This window comes from Kitasatospora sp. NPDC048296, from assembly GCF_043201815.1.
Classification (GTDB): Bacteria; Actinomycetota; Actinomycetes; order Streptomycetales; family Streptomycetaceae; genus Kitasatospora.
The window spans coordinates 1-20,540 of the sequence record NZ_JBICZB010000066.1 but is presented as its reverse complement, the minus strand read 5'-3'; the positions used below and the strand labels follow the sequence as shown (position 1 = coordinate 20,540).

Here is a 20,540-nt window from a genome sequence, read left to right as displayed (position 1 = left end):
GGCCTACTCCAGTGCGGCGGCCGCGGTGGCGCGTGCTGCGGAGACGACGGATTCGAAGTAGCCGGGAACCTGCTCGCCCCCGACGAGGAGTGCCCGGTCCAGGAGGGTGTTGCCGCTCTCGCAGCTGGTCTCCGGGAGCAGGGAACAGGCGTGGCAGGCGGCTCGGTTGAGGTTGTCGAAGCCCTGGCCGGTGTGTTCGGCGCAGAGTGGGTCCGCGGAGCACCAGGCGGCGGCCTCGATCATCCTCAGGAGGGTCTCGGCGAGGTGGGGCGCCTCTCCCTGCTGGACGAGCCCGCCGAGGGTGCCCTCGGCGTCGCCGGCTCCGGTGTAGACGAGGATTCCGTGCTGGTCGTGCTCGGGCCGTGCGTATACGCGTTCGCGCAGGCTCGCTGTCGTGTATCCGGACTCGAAGGCGAGCTGGCGGATGAGGACATGGGCGAGCGTGTGCAGGAGTACGAAGCGGGGCGACAGCTCGGCTCCGGTCAGACCGGCCAACTGGTCCTTGCGGAAGGATCCGTCCAGGTCTGCGCGCATTCCGGCGATCCGTCGGCGGACCGCCTCATTCTGTTCCCACTCGGTGAGGCAGGCCTTGTCGAGGGTGAGGAAGACGCCCTCGCCGAAGACCTCGACGGCGGGCAGCCATTTGAGCCGACGCGTGGTGTCGGCGGGTACGAAGGCCGCGTCCGGTGACACCCTGCTGAACCCGGAGAGGGCGCGGACCTCGCGCAACCGGTCGGCGAGGACGACCCGCCCGATCCTGCGCTGGAGTTCGGCCCAGGGCCCGCCGGACTCGTGGGCGAGTCCGAGCGTGGTGTCGCGGATCGCGAAGTCTCGGGTGGCCGGGCGGGCCGGTGCGGTGAACGCGGCCCACTCCTCGCGGCTGAGGTCCGGCCGGGCCACGGCGGTGGCGCCCTCCCCGGAGGGCGGCGGGGCGGCTCCCGTCTCCTCCGCCAGGAGCGCGTCCAGGAGCGCGTCGTCGGCGCCGGTGTCCTCCTTGATCATCTCGCGGAAGACTCCGGCCTTCGATCCCTCGGAGGCCCGGCACAGCGGGATCCACAGATCGTTCGCCAGCACCTTGGCGGTGAGGTCCTGGTCGGTCACGGCCGAGGTGCCGCCCTCCGGGATGTCGAGGGCCGAGTGCGTGACCGGGTAGTAGAGGTTGCCCGCCGTGCGCTGCACGATCTGTACGGGCTTCACGCACGAGGCGGCCTCTCCGATCCGCTGCCACGGGTTGCGCCCGGAACAGCGCAGGCCATGGGTGCCCAGGACGTCAAGGAGGTCCCGGGAAGCGCCGCAGCCCTTCACCCGGCACTCGACCGAGAGCGCCTCCAGGCCGGTCGCCCGCTCGGAGACCCGGAACCGCAGTTGCTCGCGGGAGGTGCAGGACTGGCGCTTGGCGGGGTCGAGCCGTGAGTGTGCCCAGAACCACCAGTCGACGTCGCCGAGGTGGCCCGCGACGCAGATCTGCACGAAACGCATCGGCGTGAGCTGCCGTACCGGCGAACACGAGGGGCAGCGCGGCGGGACGCCGTGCTTCTCGTCGGCGATGCGCCAGCGCACCATGCGCCGGCACGAGCCGCAGAACAGCCAGGCCGGGAAGCGGATGTAGGGCGCACCCGCCGCGTCCTGCCGGTCGTAACGGTCGTCCGTCGCGGCCGGGGCCGCGTAGAAGCCGGTCACGCCGAGTTTGGCGGCGAGCCGCGGGGACTCGACGGGTTGGCGGTGTCGCGGCCAGTCCCCGATGCCGGTGGCGACGAACGACTCGCCCTGGATGTCCAGGACGGCGCCGACCCCGAACGGAAGCACCGTCTGTGCCTGGCGGACCCTCAGTCGTCGGCTCACTGGTCGCTTCCCTTCACCGTCACCTGGCACTCCCGGTCGACATTGCGCATCGAGTTCGGGGTCTCCCAGAGACCGCCGTACTGCTCGAAGCCCTTCAACAGGTTCAACTGGCCCTTGCCCTGACTGCGGTAGTGGAGATCCTTGCCGCCCGTCGCGGCCTCGCGCGCGGCGTGGTCCCAGTCGGTGAGCAGCTGGGCGAGTTCCGTCCGGATGCCGTCGGCGGCGCGTGGATCGCTTGCGGCGGCCCGGGCCACCAGCTCCTCGGCGAGGGACTCGGCGGCCGGCAGCACGTCGGGGAGACGGCCGGCCTGGTTCTCCTCGGACAGGCCGAGGCGATGGCGGACCAGGATGACCAGTGCGGCGTGCAGGGCGCGGCGCCGTGAGGGCATCGACCACGGAGTCACGCTGGTCGGCTCGACGTGCCGGTACAGCGAACGGTGGTACGTGCCGAAGGTCTCGTAGTGCGAGCGGTCGCGGGGCCGCGTCGCATTGAAGAACGCGACGACGAGGCCGGGCACGGTGTGGCGGCCCACCCGGCTGGTGGCCTGGATGTACTCGGCGGTCGTCTTCGGCTGGCCTTGCATGAGCATCAGCGCGAGCCGCTTCACGTCCACACCGACGGACAGCATGTTCGTGCACGGCAGGAAGGAAACCGCCTGTGGGTCGTCCCAGGACCGCTCCAACCGGTCGAGCAGGACGGGTTGCTCGGCGCGCGGCAGGTTGCTGGTCAGCTCCTGGACTTGGCGATCGGTCAACTCGCGGATGCCACGACCTTCGTCGAGCCCGGCGAGCTGCGCCGGGATGTCGTCGGCTGCCGCGGTGACGGTGCGGCCCAGTTCGCGCAGGCTGTGGTGGTAGGCGACGAGCGTCCAGTAGTCGTCCCGGTGCTCCTCCGGAAGCTCCCACGCGCCCTGGAGCATGCCGGCGGCCGTGGCCACGGCCGCACGGCCGGCAGTGTGGCCCTGGGCCATCACACCGACGTAGCGGCGGCCGGGCCGCGATGTGTCGGGTTCGGCGAAGTACGAGTGGCGGGCGTCCAGGCCTGCTGGCGGGAAGAGCTGCACGTCGCCCCCGTACAGGGCGCGGACCTGCGGGCCGGAGCGGCGGATGGTGGCGGTGGAGGCCACCACCTTGGGGCCGGTTCCGTCGGCGGTGGTGCACAGACCGAGCACTGCCGCTTCGTAGAGGCCGACCGTCGTGCCGAGTGGTCCGGTCAGCAGGTGCAACTCGTCCTGGATGACGAGTGACGGCTGGAGGTTGCCGGTGCCGGACCCGAAGAGCCTGCCGGCACACGGTTCCCAGGCAAGCCGGGCGAACTTGTCGACGGTGCCGAGGACGAAGGTCGGTGGCCGGTCGTACAGCTGCTGGTCCACCACGGCGACCGGCAGTTCGTCGTGGAAGGCGCATTCCTCGCGCGGACAGAAGAAGGCGAAGGAGTCCGCCGTGGCGCGCACCCCGTAGTCGCCGATGTCGGGTGACTTGTGGGACGGGAGGATACGGGTGCCGCACCACGGGCACCGGTCGAGGATGAACACGTCCTCGGGGCGGGCAGCGGCTCGGACCTCCTCGAAGAGGTCGCGGGCCGCGGTGTAGGAGTTCGGCGAGGTGGCCTCACCCACCCAGAGCCCGATCGAGAACGGTTCTGCTCCGAGGGCGCCCGGGTTCGCGCGCCGCAGGGTCTCCAGGGCGCACAGGGTGGTGGCGGCACGCTGGAACTGCTGGGTGGTGAGGAGGCTGAGCGTGTAGCGGCTCAGCACGGCGGTTCCGCCGCCGTTCGGCGCGCTGCGGCGCAGCAGCATCGCGAAGGAGGCGAGGAGGAGGTAGGCCTCGGTCTTGCCGCCACCCGTGGGGAACCAGATCAGGTCCACCACGTCCCGGTCGGGGTGGCCGGGGTCGGCCGTTCCGTCGAGTGCGAGCAGGAAGAAGGCGAGCTGGAAGGGGCGCCAGCTCGAACCGGCGTCCGGCTCGGGGTCGAGCAGCACGGGTTCGTGGCGGCTGCGGCGCTCGCCGGCCTGGTCGGCGCGGATGTGCCGCATCTGGAGCGCCATGGTGTGGTTGGCGGCGCGGAACGCCTGGAGCAGCTCTGGGCGGGACGGATCGCAGAGCGTCCGGACGCCGGACTCCATCCGGCGGACGGCCGAGCCGATGCGTTCCAGGATGCGTTCCGCGGCCTCTCGGCCCCAGCTGGGAATTTCCGTCCGGCATTGCTCCTCGTACCACGAACGGTAGTCAGCGGTGAACAGTGCGAGCTCGGAGCGGAGCTCGTCCACGGCCACGTCGGGGTCCGCGAGGTGCAGGAGGTTCAGCACCGGCGCGTTGACCAGTCCTGCCGCGCGGGTGGCCGGCACTTCGGCCTCCGGCATCACGGCCGCCCGCAGCGCGGCGATCCGCCCGCTCCCGTCCGACTCCTCCTCGACCGCGCAGCCGTGGCCGACGGCGTGCGTGCGGACGTGCCGGTACTGGAGACGGAGTTCCTGCTCCTCCGGGTCCCGGCTGGCGAGTCGCACGCTCGGGTACTGGAGGACTGAGCCGTCCACCGGTCGTGCGGTCAGCCCCACCTGGAACAGCATGCGGTCCCACTGCGCGACGCGGCCGACGGCCTGGCCGGTGCGCGCCGTGTTGACCAGGGCGATGGTGATCAGCTGTCCGGGGCCGAAGCCACGCCGCCGCACCCGGATCTCGGCGCGCCCGTCGAGGACGGTGATCTGCTCCCGCTCCGGTCCGATGAGGTGGGATTCCTCCGGCAGGGGAATCCGCTTCCACCGCCGACCGTGTTCGCCCTGCAACGTGGCGTAGCGGGCCCCGGAACACCGGACCTCGATGGTCGCGGCGTCGGTGTAGAAGCTGAACCCGAGGGAGGACGGCAGCCACGAGTTGGATTCGGGGACGGGGTCGGAGGAGGGGTTCGTGTCATTTGCGGTCGATTCCGTACCGGGGCCTTCCAGCTCCTCGGCGGAGACCGTCAGCCGCTGCTGGAGGTCGGCGTCCTGCGCGTAGAGCGTCCCCATCAGGTACTGGCGGTCAGGTGGAGTGTCGATGATCTCCTCCAACCCGTGGGCGGGGCCGACGAGCTGGCGCCGGAGGTAGGCGATGAGTTCGTCCCTGGGTTCCACACTGTCGTCCGTTCTCGGGTTCGGCTGTGCCGTGCTGTGGGGTGGTCGGGTCACGGTGCTGGGGCCGGTGGCGCCGGACGGGCCACCGGCCGTTTCCGGGTGGGCCGGGGTGGCGGCTGCCACCACATGCCCAGGGATTCCAGAACGATCCGACGATGAGTGGGCAACTCGGTCCCGTGGAAGCCTGCGATCTCGTACTGCTCGTCGACCCACTGGCCCAGTGGGAAGTCCCCCTCCCATTGGTCCGGCTCGGGAAGTCGGTCCCCTTCGCGCTCGCGGAAGGCTCGCAGGGCGTTCACGCCGGCTGACCAGTCCCGCTTGGCACGGTCCTTCGTGATCGCTTGCACCGCGTTGGACGACGCGGCGGTGACCCGCTTGTCGGTCAATATCCGGCGCAGCGCGAGGTACGGCGCACCGGCGGGGTCCGTGAAGGCGAGTTCCAGGACGGGCCGGACCTTCACCTCCAACTGGCGGACCCGTTCCCGGGTGATCCCGAGGTCCTTCCCGAGCTCGTCCAAGGTGGCCGGGTCCTGCCCGTCCAGCCCGTACCGCCTGGTGACGATATGGGCGTACCGGTCGGGCAGCGCGGCGATGGCCGCGTGCAGCTCCGCTTCGGTCAGGGCGTCGATGACTGTGCCCTCCACCCCCGGGATCGCGGTACGGGCTTCGATGAGGTCGCCGAGATGGACGCCGTCATTGATGATCCGGTCCAGCGAGTCGGTTCGGCGGCTGAGCCGTCGGACCTTCTCCACCGTGGCCACCGGGAGGTCGCAGGCCACCGCTACGTCGGCGGCCCGGATCGGGAGGCCCTGGGAGAGCAGGGATCGTTCGGCGCGGGCCACCTTCTGCATGACCTCGTGCATGTGCACCGGGATGCGGATGGCGCTGCCCTCGTCCGCGAGGGTCCGGCCGATCATCTGGCGGACCCAGGTGGTGGCGTAGGTGGAGAACTTGTTGCCCATGAGCGGGTCGAACTTCCGCGCAGCCCGCATCAGGCCCAGCATCCCGCTCTGCGCGAGGTCCTCGTACTCCAGTCCCTGGTCGGTGAACTGCCGCGCGAGGGAGTGGACAAGCCCCAGGTTGTGGACGACCAGGCAGTCCCGTGCCCGTCGCCGCTCGTTCGCAGGCGGGAGGCCGGACAGTTCCTCGTCGGTCGGTTCGATGCCCGCCTGCGCCACCCCGTCCCTCAGGAGTACGGCCAGGCCGATCTCCTCGTCCGCGGTGAGGATGCGCTTGGCCGGGTGGAGGTTGAAGCGGTCTGCGCTCAGCACGTTGCGGGCCGCAGTCACGGCTCGTTCCAGGTGGCCCGACGTGACCGGGGCCGCCTGCGCCGGGATCGTCACTGGGGCCTCCGGGGGAGCGCCGCAGTGAGCCGGTGTGGGAACGGACGCACCCGGCGGGGGAGCGATCCGGGCGCCCGATCGGAGCTCATCGGCCTCGGAGAGGGAGAGGCCGGTCAGCCGTGCGACCCCCTCCACGGCCCGCGCGTCGACCATCCCGGCGTCGTCGGCGAAGCGGTCCAGCAGTCGGCGTGCCATGTCCGTGCGAGGGGATCTGACTCGCTCCCGCTCGGCCTCCTGACGGGGCGGGTCGGCGATCCGGAGCTTCAGCGCGGTGAGGGCATCGGCCAGCCGACCGCGCGCCTTCTCACTCAGTCCCAGCGATTCGGTCTCACTGCGGAAGACCTGGTAGGGCACGACTCCGCGCACCTGTTTCGTCTGAAGGTCGGCGTACAGCCTGCCGAGGGCGGCCTTCAGGCTCGGGACCTGGTGGTCCAACATTCCCACCCCTTCACACGGAGGCGAGGCACGACTGCCTCGGAAGTGCGTACGCTGCGGGCTGCGAACCCAATGTACACACGTAGACTAGCGATCGCCTGTTAGCGCCGTCAACGTATTAATTGTTCAGTGTACGTTGCCCCGGGAATCGTGTACGGTTCCTCATGTAGCCGCCCTGCCTCGTCGCCCCGCGGCGGTCGTCGGTATGTGGGAGCGGCACGCGGCGTGGTGTGCGTCCGGAATCAGGGGTGTGGAGGAGTGACAGTGGGCCTTGAGCTGATCGGCGGCCGGTTCCGGCTGCTGGGGGCGATCGGTGCCGGCAACATGGGGGAGGTCCACAAGGCCGAGGACCTGAGGTCGTCCGCGGACGGGCCGGACCGTGTGGTCGCCGTCAAGACGATCCTTCGCCGCCGTTCCGGTGCGGCCGTCGACACCTACGGGGACACCAAGGCGGTCGAACGCTTCGCCCGCGAGGTGCGCATCATGCGCCGGCTGGACCATCCTCACCTCAGCCGCCTCATCGACGGCGGCGTGGATGACGACCGCGGCGGCCTGCCCTACCTCGCGATGGAATACCTCGACGGAGAGGTCCTGCGCGACCTGATCGAGGAAGAGGGGCGGCTTCCCGTCGCCTGGGTCGCCGCGATCGGCGCCCAGATCGCCGACGGACTCTCCGCCGCGCACGCGGCTGGCATCGTGCACCGCGACCTCAAGCCCGCCAACGTGATGCTGACCAGGGGCGGCGTCGTCAAGGTCCTCGACTTCGGCATGGGCCGGATCGTCGACGATCCCGAGGAGGCCAAGCTCACCAGCACCGGCGTCGCGGTCGGCACCGCCCGGTACATGGCACCCGAGCAGTTCAAGGCCGAGTCGGTGACCCAGGCCGCCGACCTCTATGCCCTCGGCTGTCTGCTCTTCGAAATGCTCACCGGCGTCGCGCCGTTCGTCGGCGAGGCGGCCTACGAGCTGGCGCGTAAGCACATCGAGGACAGCCCGACCCCGGTGCGCCTGATCCGGCAGGACGTGCCTGCGGAGCTGGCCCGCCTGGTCGATCGCCTCCTTGCGAAGCAGCCCGTTGACCGCCCTGCCGACGCCGTTGCCGTCCGCGACGCCCTCCTCCCGCTCGTCGACCGGGACGGCGGTGCCCAGCAGCTCCCCGCCTGGGGCGCGTTCGACCCTGTCCCGGTCCTGCCTGCCACGCGGCCCGCACCGACCGCACAGCCGGTGGTGTCCGCTGCCGAAGCGCCCGCAACTACCGCGGCCACCAAGGGCATGGACGTCTTCGGCGTCCACCGCCAGCTGATCGACGATTATCGCGCCTTCACCGAGGGCGGGACGGTCATTCGCGACGATCGGATCGCCGCATTCGTCGAGGACGACCTGGACGCCAAGTCCCAGTGGCCCGACCCCTGGCTGTCGTTGAACCCGTTCTTCGCCGGCGGTGGCACCGTCCTGGAGCTCGCAGGCCAGGATGTGCTGGACGAAGAGTGTGCGCGGATCTTCCAGGCGAACAAGACCGAGGGCGGCACGGTCTGTGACGGCCGTCCGCTGACCCTGCACCAGCACCAGCGCGAGGCACTCGCAGCGGCGCAGTCGGGTGCCTCGTACGTGCTGACCACCGGGACCGGCTCCGGCAAGTCACTCGGATACATCGTGCCGATCGTCGACAAGGTCCTGAAGGACCGCAAGGCCGAAGGCCCCTCGGCTGCCGTGGGGGTCCCCCCGGCCGGAGGCCGGGGGAGGGTCCGCGCGATCATCGTCTACCCGATGAACGCCCTTGCCAACAGCCAGCTCAAGGAGCTGGAGAAGTACCTTCGCGACGGCTACGGCAAGGGCCGGGAGCCCGTCACCTTCGGCCGGTACACCGGCCAGGAGGACGACGCGGCCCGCAAGGAGATCCGCGACAACCCGCCGGACATCCTGCTCACCAACTACGTGATGTTGGAGCTGATGCTCACGCGGCCCGATGACCGCAAGAGCCTCATGAAGATGGCCAGGGGTCTGGAGTTCCTGGTCTTCGACGAACTGCACACCTACCGTGGCCGCCAAGGCGCCGATGTCGCCCTGTTGATCCGACGGGTCCGTGAGACGTGCCAGGCCGGCCGGCTCCAGTGCGTCGGAACCTCAGCGACCATGTCGACCGAGGGCACGGCCGAGGAGCAGCGGAAGGTCGTTGCGAACGTTGCCTCGACCCTCTTCGGAGTGAAGGTCGAGCCCGGGAACGTCATCGGCGAGACCCTGGTGCGGGCCACCGACGACGCCCCGCCGACCGTCTCGCCCGAGCGTCTCAAGTCCCCGGCGGCGCCGCGGGCCTACGCCGACCTCGTCCGGGACCCGCTCGCCCGTTGGATCGAGACCCGCTTCGGGCTCGCCACTGACCCCGCCGAGGGCCGTCTCGTCCGTCGGAGGCCCGCCAAGATCGAGGAGGCCGCGGCGGAGCTGGCGGAGCAGAGCGGCGTGCCCGCGGAGCAGTGCGCCGCCGCGATCAGGGCCACCCTGGAAGCCGGCTCGCAGGCCCGGCACCCGGTTTCCGAGCGGTCCCTCTTCGCCTTCCGCCTGCACCAGTTCCTCTCCAAGGGCGACACCGTCTACACCACCCTGGAGGACAAGCTCTCCCGTCACCTCACCCGCGGCTACCAGCTCGAACAGCCCGAATCCGGCGGCAAGCTGCTGATGCCGCTCGCCTTCTGCCGCGAGTGCGGTCAGGAGTACCTCACGGTGTGGCGCACGGAGAAGGACGGCGAGGTCCGGTACGAGGCGCGGCGCGACACCTCGGCGACCGGCGGTCGTCAGGGCGACGGATACCTCTACGTCGACCACGACCGCCCGTGGCCCCGCGACACGGAGGCCGCGATCGCGGACCGCCGACTCCCCGAGTCCTGGCTGGAGATCGACGACCGCGGTCAGGAAGTCATCCGGAAGTCGCACCGCGACCGGGTGCCGCGGACCGTCATCGTGGACCCGTACGGCACCGAGGGATACGGCGAGTTGACGGCCGCGTTCATCCCGTCCCCGTTCCTGTTCTGCCTGCACTGCGGCGTCTCCTACGAGCAGACCCGCGGCCGGGACTTCGCCAAACTCGCCACCCTCGGCCAGGAAGGGCGCTCCTCGGCGACCTCGCTGATCTCCGCGTCCGTGGTCCGCTCGCTGAAGTCGGTGCCGGCGGAAGCCCTCGACAAGCGGGCGCGCAAGCTCCTCACCTTCGTCGACAACCGGCAGGACGCCTCCCTGCAAGCCGGCCACTTCAACGACTTCGTGCAGATCACCCAGGTGCGCGGCGCACTCTACCGGGCCGTCGTCGAGGCCGGAGAGGACGGCATCCACCACGAGGAGCTGGCCTCCGCGGTCGCCAACGCCCTCGCGCTCAACCCGGCCGACTACGCCGGCGACGCGGCGGACCTGCCGCCCGCCCTCGCCCGCAGCGCGGCGAAGACCCTGCGTGACGTCATCGCCTTCCGGCTCTACCTGGACCTCGAACGCGGCTGGCGCATCACCATGCCCAACCTGGAACAGACCGGCCTGCTGGAGATCGACTACCAGGACCTCCAGTGGGTCGCCGAGCACCAGGAGCGCTGGGAAGGCACCCACCAGGCGCTGCGCGACGCCGACCCGGCCCTGCGTGCCGAGATCACCAAGGCGCTCCTCGACGAGATGCGCCGCGCCCTCGCCATCGACGTCCAGTACTTCCGCGACGACTTCGACTCCCTCCAGCGGGCCAGCGAGGAACGCCTCATCGACCCGTGGGTGCTGACCAAGTCGGACAGCCCCAAGGTCGGCACCGCCTATCCCCAGCCCTCCCGCCCCGGGCTGGACCGCTCCGGCCTGTTCCTGTCGGCCGCGGGCAAGTTCGGCAAGTACCTTCGCCGGACCGACCGTGCGTTCCGCGAGCTTGACAAGGCCGACGTCCAGCTTGTCATCGAGCAGCTGCTGAAGGTGCTGGCGAAGGCCGGCCTGGTCCGGGAGATCTCGCAGACCCCGCAGCGCGCCGGCCGCTTCCACCGCCCCTCCGGGCCGGCCATCACCGGTTACCGGGTCGCCGCCCAGACCCTGGTCTGGCGCGCGGGCAAGGGTGAGCGGGGCGCCCACGACCCGCTCACCCGCACCTACGCCAGCGGTGACGGCCCCCGGGTCAACACCTTCTTCCGCGACCTCTATCGCAACGCGGCTACGGAGCTGGCCGGACTGTTCGCCCGCGAGCACACCGCCCAGGTCGACCCGACCGAGCGCGAGAATCGCGAAAGGGCCTTCCGGGAAGCGGAGTTGAAGCTTCTCTACTGCTCGCCGACGATGGAGCTGGGCGTCGACATCTCCTCGCTCAACGCCGTCATGATGCGCAACGTCCCGCCGACGCCCGCCAACTACGCGCAGCGCTCGGGGCGTGCGGGCCGTAGCGGCCAGCCCGCCCTGGTCACCACGTACTGCTCCACCGGCAACAGCCACGACCAGTACTACTTCCGGCGCTCGGAGCGAATGGTTGCCGGAGCCGTCGCCCCGCCGCGCCTCGACCTCGCCAACGAGGACCTCGTCCTCTCCCACGTTCAGAGCATCTGGCTGGCCGAGGCCGGCCTCAAGCTCGGCCGCGCGATCACCGAAGTCCTCGACATCTCCCACCCCGAGACCGGAGACCGCCCCAACCCGGCCCTCGACCTGCACCCCGACCTCCACGCCGCGTCGCGGGACGCCGCCGCCCAGACCCGTACGATCGCCGCCGCCTACCAGGTGCTCGGCCCGTTGGTGCCCGAATTCGCCCGGACCACGTGGTGGGACGAGCGGTGGATCGAGGACCGGGTGCGTACCGTCCCCGAGCGGTTCGACGATGCCTTCGACCGCTGGCGTGACCTGTACCGGGCCGCGCTGGACGACCAGTACGTCCAGAACAAGCGCGTCCTCGACCACAGCCTCACCGAGGGCGACCGCCGGCGCGCGGTCGGCCGGCGCCGGGAGGCCGAGATCCAGCTCAACCTCCTCAAGAACGAGAGCGCGGAGAACAAGTCCGTGCTCTCCGACTTCAACCCCTACCGCTACCTCGCCTCCGAGGGCTTCCTGCCGGGGTACTCCTTCCCCCGCCTGCCGCTCGCCGCGTACATCCCGACCACGGGCCGCCGCCATGGCGACGGAGACTACCTCCAGCGCCCCCGCTTCCTCGCCATCCGCGAGTTCGGCCCCGGGGCGCTGATCTACCACGAGGGCGCCCGCTACCAGGTCACCCGCATCCAGCTCCCGCCGGACGCCTCCGGAGACATCACCACCAGCGAGGCCCGCCGCTGCGACCACTGCGGCTACCACCACGACCCGCGCGAGCGCGACGACCGCTGCCAGATGTGCGACGAGCCGCTCGGCGCGGCCACCTACGGCCTCCTCCAGCTGCACACCGTCTACACCCAGCGCCGTGAGCGCATCTCCTCCGACGAGGAGGAACGGCGCCGCGCCGGCTACAAGCTGGAGACCTCCTACGCCTTCCAGAACCGCGGCACCCGCAAGGGCCGCCAGGACGCCCGGGTCACCGACGACTCCCGTCCGCTCGCGGCGCTGGCCTACGGCGACTCCGCGACCGTCCGGATCACCAACGTCGGCCGGCTGCGCGCCAAGAAGGACGACCCGGCCGGCTACTGGCTCGACGCCGCCGACGGCCGCTGGATGAACGACCGCGACGCGGCCGACGCCTCCGGCGACTCCACCGAGCTGCCGGTCGTCGACGCCGACGGCAACGAGAAGCGCCGCAAGAAGCGCGTCATCCCCTACGTCGAGGACCGCCGCAACATCCTCGTCCTCACCCTCGACGAGCCGCTCCCCGAGCCGATCGCGCTCTCCCTCATGTACGCCCTGGAACGCGGCATCGAGGCCGCCTTCGAACTGGAGGACTCCGAACTCAACAGCGAACTCCTCCCGCCGAACGACGGCCCGCGCAACCGCTTCCTCTTCACGGAGGCCGCCGAGGGCGGGGCCGGCGTGCTGCGCCGCCTCCAGTCCGAGTCGGACGCGCTCGCCAAGGCCGCCCGCCAGGCGCTCGCGATCTGCCACTTCGACGAGACCGGGGTCGACCAGGGCGGTCCCCACCCGGACCGCAAGTGCGAGCGCGGCTGCTACGAGTGCCTGCTGACCTACGGCAACCAGCTCAACCACGCGCTCATCGACCGCCGCACGATCAGGGCCCTGCTGCTCCGGTTCGCCGCTGGCGTTGCCAAGCGCGACCAGCGCGGCGAGTCCCGCAGCGAGCAGTTCCGCCGGCTGCTCGCCGAACAGAGCCCGGAGCCGGGTGCCCAGCCGGGCGAGGCGCCTGAGCTCGGTGAGCTCGTGGACGTTCAGACCCCGGTGGAGCGCGACTTCGTGACGTGGCTGAAGGAGCGCGGCCTGCGTCTTCCCGACGAGACCCAGACCCTGATCACCGAGGCCAACGCGATGGCGGACTTCGTCTACCGGATGCCCGGGGTGAAGCTGGCCATCTTCGTGGACGACCCCGAGGTCGAGCACACCGCGCTGCGCGACGAAGACGCCAAGGAACGCCTTCTCGACGCCACCTGGGACGTGATCCGCTTCCCGCTCGACGGAGACTGGGAGGCGATCGTGGCCGAGAGCCCCCGCTACTTCGGCACCGCCCACCCGATCAGCTGACCGACGGAACCGACGAACCACTCGACGAGGACCCACCTGATGACACCCGCCTACTCCGCCGGTTCCCTGGTCACCGCCCGCGGCCGCGAATGGGTCGTGCTGCCCGAGAGCGAATCCGACATGCTCGTGCTGCGCCCCCTCGGCGGCTCCGACGACGACATCGCCGCCGTCTTCCCCACCTTCGAGGACGTCAAGTGCGCCCAGTTCGCCGCCCCCACGCCCGACGACCTCGGTGACCAGCGCGCCGCCGGCCTGCTCCGCTCCGCCCTGCGGATCGGCTTCCGCTCCGGCGCCGGCCCGTTCCGCGCGCTGGCCGGGATCGCCGTCGAACCGCGCGCGTATCAGCTGGTGCCGCTGCTGATGGCGCTACGCCAGAAGACCGTCCGGCTGCTGATCTCCGACGACGTGGGCATCGGCAAGACCGTCGAGGCGGGCCTGATTGCCAGTGAACTGCTCGCCCAGGGCGAGGCGAAGGGCTTGGCCGTGCTCTGCTCGCCGGCCCTGGCGGAGCAGTGGCAGGCCGAGCTGCGCACGAAGTTCGGCATCGATGCCGAACTCGTGCTCTCCTCCACGGTTTCGCGTCTTGAGCGCGGACTGGACCTCGGCCAGTCGATCTTCGACCGGTACCCGAACGTCGTGGTGTCGACGGACTTCATCAAGTCCCCGCGCCACCGCGACGACTTCGTGCGCCACTGCCCTGATCTGGTCATCGTCGACGAGGCGCACACGTGTGTCGCCGCCGACGACGCTGCGGGTTCTGGTGGTCGGGCCTCGCAGAACCAGCTGCGGTACGAACTGCTGCGCCGGGTCGCCGAGAAGGCCGACACGCACCTGCTGCTGGTGACCGCCACCCCGCACAGCGGCAAGGAGTCCGCGTTCCGCAACCTGCTCGGCCTGGTCAAGCCCGAGCTGGCCGCCGTCGACCTGGACAGCAAGCGTGGGCGTGAACTGCTCGCCCAGCACTTCGTCCAGCGCAAGCGCGCCGACATCCGCCAGTACCTGACGAAGGAGGACGGCCTCAGCGACGACAGCCTCGCCGAGAAGACCGCCTTCCCTACCGACCGGTACTTCAAGGACGAGACCTACAAGCTCTCCCCGGCCTACCGCGCACTCCTCGACGACGCCATCGCCTACGCGAGCGACCGCGTCGAGGCGGCCGGGGTGAAGGGCAAGCGCGAGGCCCGCATCGCCTGGTGGTCCGCGATCGCGCTGCTGCGCTCGCTGGTCTCCTCGCCGCGTGCCGCCTCCCAGACGCTGACCACCCGGTCCGCCACCGCCGTCGCCGCGAGTGCGGAGGAGGCGGACCGGCTCGGTGCGCCGCTCACCAGCGACTCTGCGGACAGCGACACCCTGGAGGGCCTGGACGTCGCGCCGGGAGCTGAGACCGATGATGCGGGGGCCCGGCTGGCCGCCCTTGCCGAGCGGGCCGCAGGGCTGGAGGGCACCGAGCACGACCTCAAGCTCAAGGCGCTGATCAAGCACCTCAAGGCGCTGCTTGCCGATGGCTACAACCCGATCGTCTTCTGCCGCTACATCCCGACGGCGGAGTACGTCGCCGAGGCGCTCCAAGGGAAGGGCGGGATCAAGGCCACGGTTGCTGCGGTCACCGGCACCCTCTCGCCGCAGCAGCGCATCGAACGCATCGAGCGGCTCGCCGAGGAGGCGGGGGAAAGCCTGGCGGCGCGACGGGTGTTGGTCGCGTCCGACTGCCTGTCGGAGGGTGTCAACCTCCAGCACCACTTCGATGCGGTCGTCCACTACGACCTCGCCTGGAACCCGACCCGGCACGACCAGCGCGAGGGGCGCGTCGACCGGTACGGGCAGAAGCGCGACGAGGTCCGCGTCATAACGCTGTACGGGGCCGACAACGGCATCGACGGCAAGGTGCTTGAGGTCCTGATCAAGAAGTACCGGCAGATCCGTAAGGACCTGGGCATCTCGGTGTCCGTTCCGGACGAGACCTCGGCGGGTGTCACGGACGCAATCGTCGAGTGGCTGCTGATGCGGGGGCGGGAGGGACAGCAGGAGGGGCTGTTCGCGGTCGACGACCTGGTCGATGCGAAGGCCGCTGAGCTGGAGAAGGACTGGAACTCGGCGGCCGAGCGGGAGACTGCCTCCCGCTCCCGATTCGCCCAGCGCTCCATCCATCCGCAGGACGTGGCGCGTGAGGTCGCCGCGATCCGTGACGCCCTGGGCAGCGCGGGAGAGATCCGCACCTTCGTGCGGGACTCGCTCAACGCTCTCGGGGCAGTTCTGCGGGACAGCGGGGATGGGGATTTCACCGCAGAGGTTTCGGGTGTCCCCGCTGGCCTGCGCGACGCCCTGGCCCCGGTCGTGGGCGGTGATGCGGTCGAGACCGGCCGGCCGATCCCGTTCCGTGCAGACCCGGCGGTCGGCCGGGGTGAGGCCGCGCTCGTCCGTACCGACCCGGTAGTGGGTGCCCTGGCCGGCCATGTCCTCAACGCTGCCCTCGACACGCTGGCCGAAGGGAGCCGACCGGCCCGGCGCTGTGGTGTCGTGACGACGGACGCGGTGTCGGTCCGGACGACACTGTTGCTCGTCCGCTACCGGTTCCACTTGACGCTGCCCTCGCGGAGCGAGAAGGACAAGGAGATCGTGGCCGAGGACGCCCGGCTGCTCGCTTTCCAGGGCGCGCCGAAGAACGCCGTCTGGCTGCCCGATGGGGAGGCGCTGGCTCTGCTCGGCGCTCAGGCCACCCTCAACACCGACGTGCACTTCGGCGAGCGGACGATGACCCGGATCCTGGGACAACTCCCGGACGTACAGGGCTACCTGGAGTCGCACGGCGAACAGCTCGCCGCTGATCTCGACGCGTCCCACCGCCGTGTCCGTGAGGCCACCGGCGAGATCGTCCGAGGACTGCGCGTGCGCGCTCAGCAGCCCGCCGATGTGCTCGGTGCCTATGTCTACCTGCCCGCGACCACCTCGACCGGAGAGGGCGCCTGATGTCCGCCACCACTCGCACCCAGGTCTTCTCCGCCGTCCACACGGTGGGAGGGCTGTTGCCTGCCGACATACTGGTCCGGATCGCCGAGGGAAAGGACGTCTCCGGCGCCAAGCCCGCCGACTACGGCGTCATCGGCTCGCGGTCTGTGCGCGACGACGCCGAACGGCACTGGGACTACCTCAAGGGCGTCTGGCGAGAGCTTCGGACTCGCCTTCCCGAGGATCCCGCCACGGGGGATCCCGCCGCAGACCCGACGGGCCTCGCTACCGCCCAGTGGCTGGAGCCGCTTTTCGCCGAGCTGGGCTTCGGGCGGCTGACGGCCGTGGGGGCCGCTGGCATTCCCGCTGACAGCGACGCGGAGAAGTTGTTCGCCGTCAGCCACCGCTGGCAGCATACGTTGATCCACCTCACCCCCTGGAACGCCGACCTCGATAAGCGCCCTGGCGGGAACGGCACCGTCCCGCCGCAGTCGATGCTCCAGGAGTGCCTCAACCGCACTGAGGCGCACCTATGGGGTGTGCTCTCAAACGGCCGTCGGTTGCGGCTCCTTCGTGACTCCAGCGCGTTGGCGACGGCCTCGTACGTGGAGTTCGACCTTGAGGCGATCTTCGACGGCGAGCTCTTCAGCGAGTTCGTGCTGCTCTACCGGCTGCTGCACGTCTCGCGGTTCGAGGTGGCGGAGGGCGCGGCAGCCTCTGCGTGTCGGCTGGAGAAGTGGCGTACAGAGGCCATCGCCTCTGGGACACGAGCCCTGGACCAGCTCCGCAAGGGAGTTCAGGACGCCATCACCACTCTGGGTACCGGCTTCCTCCGCCACCCCGACAACGCTGCTCTGCGCGAGAACCTCAAGGCCCAGGACCTGCACAACGCGCTGCTGCGCCTGGCCTACCGACTGCTGTTCCTCTTTGTTGCCGAGGATCGCGACGTACTGCACGCGCCCGAGGTGGGGGAGCAGGAGCGCGAGCGGTACGCCACGTACTTCTCCTCCGCCCGGCTCCGCGACCACGCGCGGCGTCGGCGCGGTACGGCGCACGGTGACCGGTGGCAGGCCCTACGGGTCGTCCTCGACGCGCTGGGCGACGAGAACGGCCGCCCGGAGCTCGGACTGCCGGGGCTTGGAGGCCTGTTCACGAACAGCGATGCGGACGCCCCGCTGAACGGTCTGTCCCTGTCGAACGAGTACCTGCTGACGGCGGTTCGCCACCTCGCCCAGGTACGGGACACAGGATCGAGCCGCTGGCGGGCCGTCGACTACCGTCACCTGGACGCGGAGGAACTGGGCTCCATCTACGAGTCCCTGCTCGAACTCGTACCGCAGCACAGCGCGGTGGACCGCACCTTCAAACTGGTCGAGCTGGCCGGCAATACCCGCAAGACCACGGGCTCTTACTACACCCCGTCCTCGCTGATCGACTGTCTCCTCGACTCGGTGCTCGACCCGGTCATCGACGGCGCCGTCAAGCGCGGCGAGCAGGCTGTCGCCGCCGCGGGCCGACCTGACCCGGCGGATGACATCGTTGCCGAGCTGCTCGCGCTGACGGTCTGCGATCCCGCCTGCGGCTCAGGCCACTTTCTCGTCGCCGCCGCCCGCCGCATCGCCAAGCGCGTTGCGGCGGTCCGGGAACGCAACCCCGAGCCGACGCTTGGCGCCGTCCGCCACGCCCTTCACGAGGTCGTCGCCCGTTGCATCTACGGTGTGGACCTCAACCCGATGGCTGTTGAACTGGCCAAGGTTTCGCTGTGGCTGGAGGCCCTGGAGCCGGGAAAGGCGCTGAGCTTCCTCGACGCGCACGTGAAGCACGGCAACGCGCTAATCGGGGCGACGCCCGCAGTTCTGCGGAACGGCATCCCGGACGAAGCCTTCAAACCGATCGAGGGCGACGACAAGAAGATCGCCAAGTCGCTGGAAAAGCAGAATAGGATCGAACGAACCGGCCAGCGCGGTCTTTTCAGCCTCACCGCTGAGACTCGGGTCGCGAACACAAGGTTCGCTACGGAGCTGCATCGCATCACCATGGCCTCGTCTGACACTTTGACAGAGGTGCGCCGCCAGGAGGCCGCTTACCGGGGCTGGGAGGCGTCGGCGGAGTATGTGCGTGCCCTGCATGTAGCGGATTCCTGGTGCGCGGCTTTCATGTGGCGCAAGAACAACGATGCCCCGCCAGCCGTGACCGAGGAAGTCTTCCGAAACATTCAGGACTCGGAGCTGGGCGGAGTTTCTCAGAGCACTCACGAAGAGATTATCGCCCTTCGCGACCAGTATCGCTTCTTCCATTGGCACCTGGAGTTCCCAGAGGTTTTCTCAGTATCGGAGTCTGGCGCTGACACAGGCAACTCGACAGGTTGGTCTGGCGGCTTCTCGTGCGTCCTTGGGAATCCCCCATGGGGGAATGTTGAATTTAATGAAAAAGAATTCTTTGAGGTGAGATCGCCGACGATTTCAAGCGCTATTGGCGCCCGAAGGAAGGGCCTTATTTCAAGGCTTGAAGAATCCGATCCGGACACCTTTTCCGAATATCGCGAAGCCCTCCGCATGGTCAAGTCGATCCCTCATTTTGTGAGTAACTCCGGCTTGTATCCTCTATACACAAGGGGAATGCGCGAGGTTAAGGGCGCTAATCGTTATAAGCTTGATGCTCTCTTTGTGGAGGCGAGTAGGGAGGTTGTTTCTGCTCGCGGCCGACTGGGGCTTCTTGTTCCTACCGGCATTGCCACGGACGTGGTGGCACAGTTCTTGTTCCGGGACATGGTTGAGGGCGAGTCGCTTGTGGCTCTGTATGACTTTGAGAACGGAGCCCCCCTTTTTCCTGCGGTGCATCGGTCATTTAAGTTCAGCATCATCTCCCTCGTGGGCCGCGCCCAGCGGGAGAAGGCGGCTGGATTTGCGTTCTTTCTTAACGACCCAGTGGAGCTTGAGGACTCGGATAAGATCTTCTTCATGACTCCGAGGGAGATTTCTATTCTGAGCCCCAATACCGGAACATGCCCTGTGTTTCGGAGTCGCCGCGACGCTGAGATTTCCATCGATGTCTACAGTCGCATCCCCGTCCTTGTGGAGATTGGCGGAGTTCGCGGGAATCCCTGGGGGGTGAGGCTTGCGCAAGGTCTCTTCAATATGACGGATGACACTGCCCTCTTCCATACTCGTGACGATCTTCAAGATGATGGCTGGCACTTTGAGGGGAGTAGCTTCTCAAAGGGTGGCTCCGTGATGCTCCCTCTCTACGAGGGCCGAATGGGGCATCAGTACTCGCATCGGTTCAGTGACTCGAGCGGTTCGCGGGAGTCAACGCTTGATGACCTTAAGCAAGAGGAATTCGTCGTCGAGCCGCAGTATTGGGTTTCTTTGGAGGAGACGCAGAGGCGGCGGGAAAGGCGCCAGTTCGATTGCCAGACGGGAATGTTGGGTCATCGGCGAGTCGCCCGTAACAACGATGAGAGGACATGCATTGCTGCCATCATTCCCTGGGTGGCGGCCTCCTATGGGTGGATTATTTCGGCCGGTCCGGATGCGCAAGGTCTCACGCTTCTTGCGGCAGTCTACAATTCATTCGCCTATGACTACTTCCTGCGTAATAGCTTCAGTCAGCCTAGTATTCCACTGAGTACCTCGGAGCAGATTCCAGTTCCGGGTCCTGGGCAGTTGGCCGTCCATGCAACCTCTATCGCAGGACGGGTCCTGGAGCTTACTTATACGGCACATGACCTGACACCATTTGCTCGAGACTTTGGCGACACGGGCGCCCCTTTTTGCTGGGACGAGGATCGCCGTACGGTCATCCGCGCCGAGCTCGACGCTCTCTTCTTCCATCTCTATGGCATCTCCCGGGGCGACGTCGATTACATCCTCGATACCTTCCCCATCGTCAAGCGCAAGGACGAGGCTAAGTACGGCATCTACCGCACCAAGGAACTGATCCTTTCCATTTACGACCGCATGGCCGCCGCCGGCATCAGCCTCACCAGCCCCCTCATCGACGGCGAGAACTTCACATCCGCCCTCACGCCGCCCCCCGGTCAGGGCCCCCGCCACCCCTCTGCCGCCGATGAGGGGCCGCACTAACGACAGCACCACTGCGGTGGGGGGGGGGGGGGGGGGGGGGGGGGGGCGGGGGGCCGCCGGGGGGGCGCGGGGGGGGGGGGGGGGGGGGAGTCGAAGACCAATAAAAATAACAAACCACCCACACACACTAAGAGTGGGAGGGTTGGGATCGAGAGAGCTCGGGC

At 69.0% G+C, this 20,540-nt stretch carries 6 protein-coding genes; 3 read left to right on the top strand and 3 right to left on the bottom strand.

The genetic code is table 11. The features are described 5' to 3' along the window. Nucleotides 1-3: 3 nt before the first annotated feature. From drmB to ACGF12_RS29895, 3 genes are read right to left on the bottom strand one after another with little or no spacing between them, the layout of a single operon-like run. On the bottom strand, nt 4-1,842 hold the full coding sequence (gene drmB, locus ACGF12_RS29905) for a DrmB family protein (RefSeq protein WP_393036718.1): 1,839 nt from the start codon (nt 1,840-1,842) through the stop codon (nt 4-6). Then, a complete protein-coding gene (locus ACGF12_RS29900; protein ID WP_393036716.1) occupies nt 1,839-4,955 on the bottom strand; it encodes a helicase-related protein in 3,117 nt (1,038 codons plus the stop codon). The genes drmB and ACGF12_RS29900 overlap by 4 nt, the downstream gene beginning before the upstream one ends. Before the next feature lie 50 nt (nt 4,956-5,005). Further along, entirely contained in the window at nt 5,006-6,736 is a 1,731-nt protein-coding gene (locus tag ACGF12_RS29895; RefSeq protein ID WP_393036713.1) for a sigma-70 family RNA polymerase sigma factor, read from the bottom strand. Between the two features lie 321 nt (nt 6,737-7,057). On the opposite strand from ACGF12_RS29895, the gene ACGF12_RS29890 reads away from it, so the two are divergent. Genes ACGF12_RS29890 through ACGF12_RS29880 form a run of 3 tightly spaced genes read left to right on the top strand, consistent with a single transcriptional unit; the run spans nt 7,058 to nt 20,376 of the window. Next, complete coding sequence (locus ACGF12_RS29890) at nt 7,058-13,345, top strand: protein kinase (protein ID WP_393036801.1); 6,288 nt, start codon at nt 7,058-7,060, stop codon at nt 13,343-13,345. Between the two features lie 39 nt (nt 13,346-13,384). Next, on the top strand, nt 13,385-16,312 hold the full coding sequence (locus ACGF12_RS29885; RefSeq protein WP_393036710.1) for a DEAD/DEAH box helicase: 2,928 nt from the start codon (nt 13,385-13,387) through the stop codon (nt 16,310-16,312). Continuing rightward, entirely contained in the window at nt 16,312-20,376 is a 4,065-nt protein-coding gene (locus tag ACGF12_RS29880) for an Eco57I restriction-modification methylase domain-containing protein (protein WP_393036707.1), read from the top strand. The genes ACGF12_RS29885 and ACGF12_RS29880 overlap by 1 nt, the downstream gene beginning before the upstream one ends. Nucleotides 20,377-20,540 lie beyond the last annotated feature (164 nt).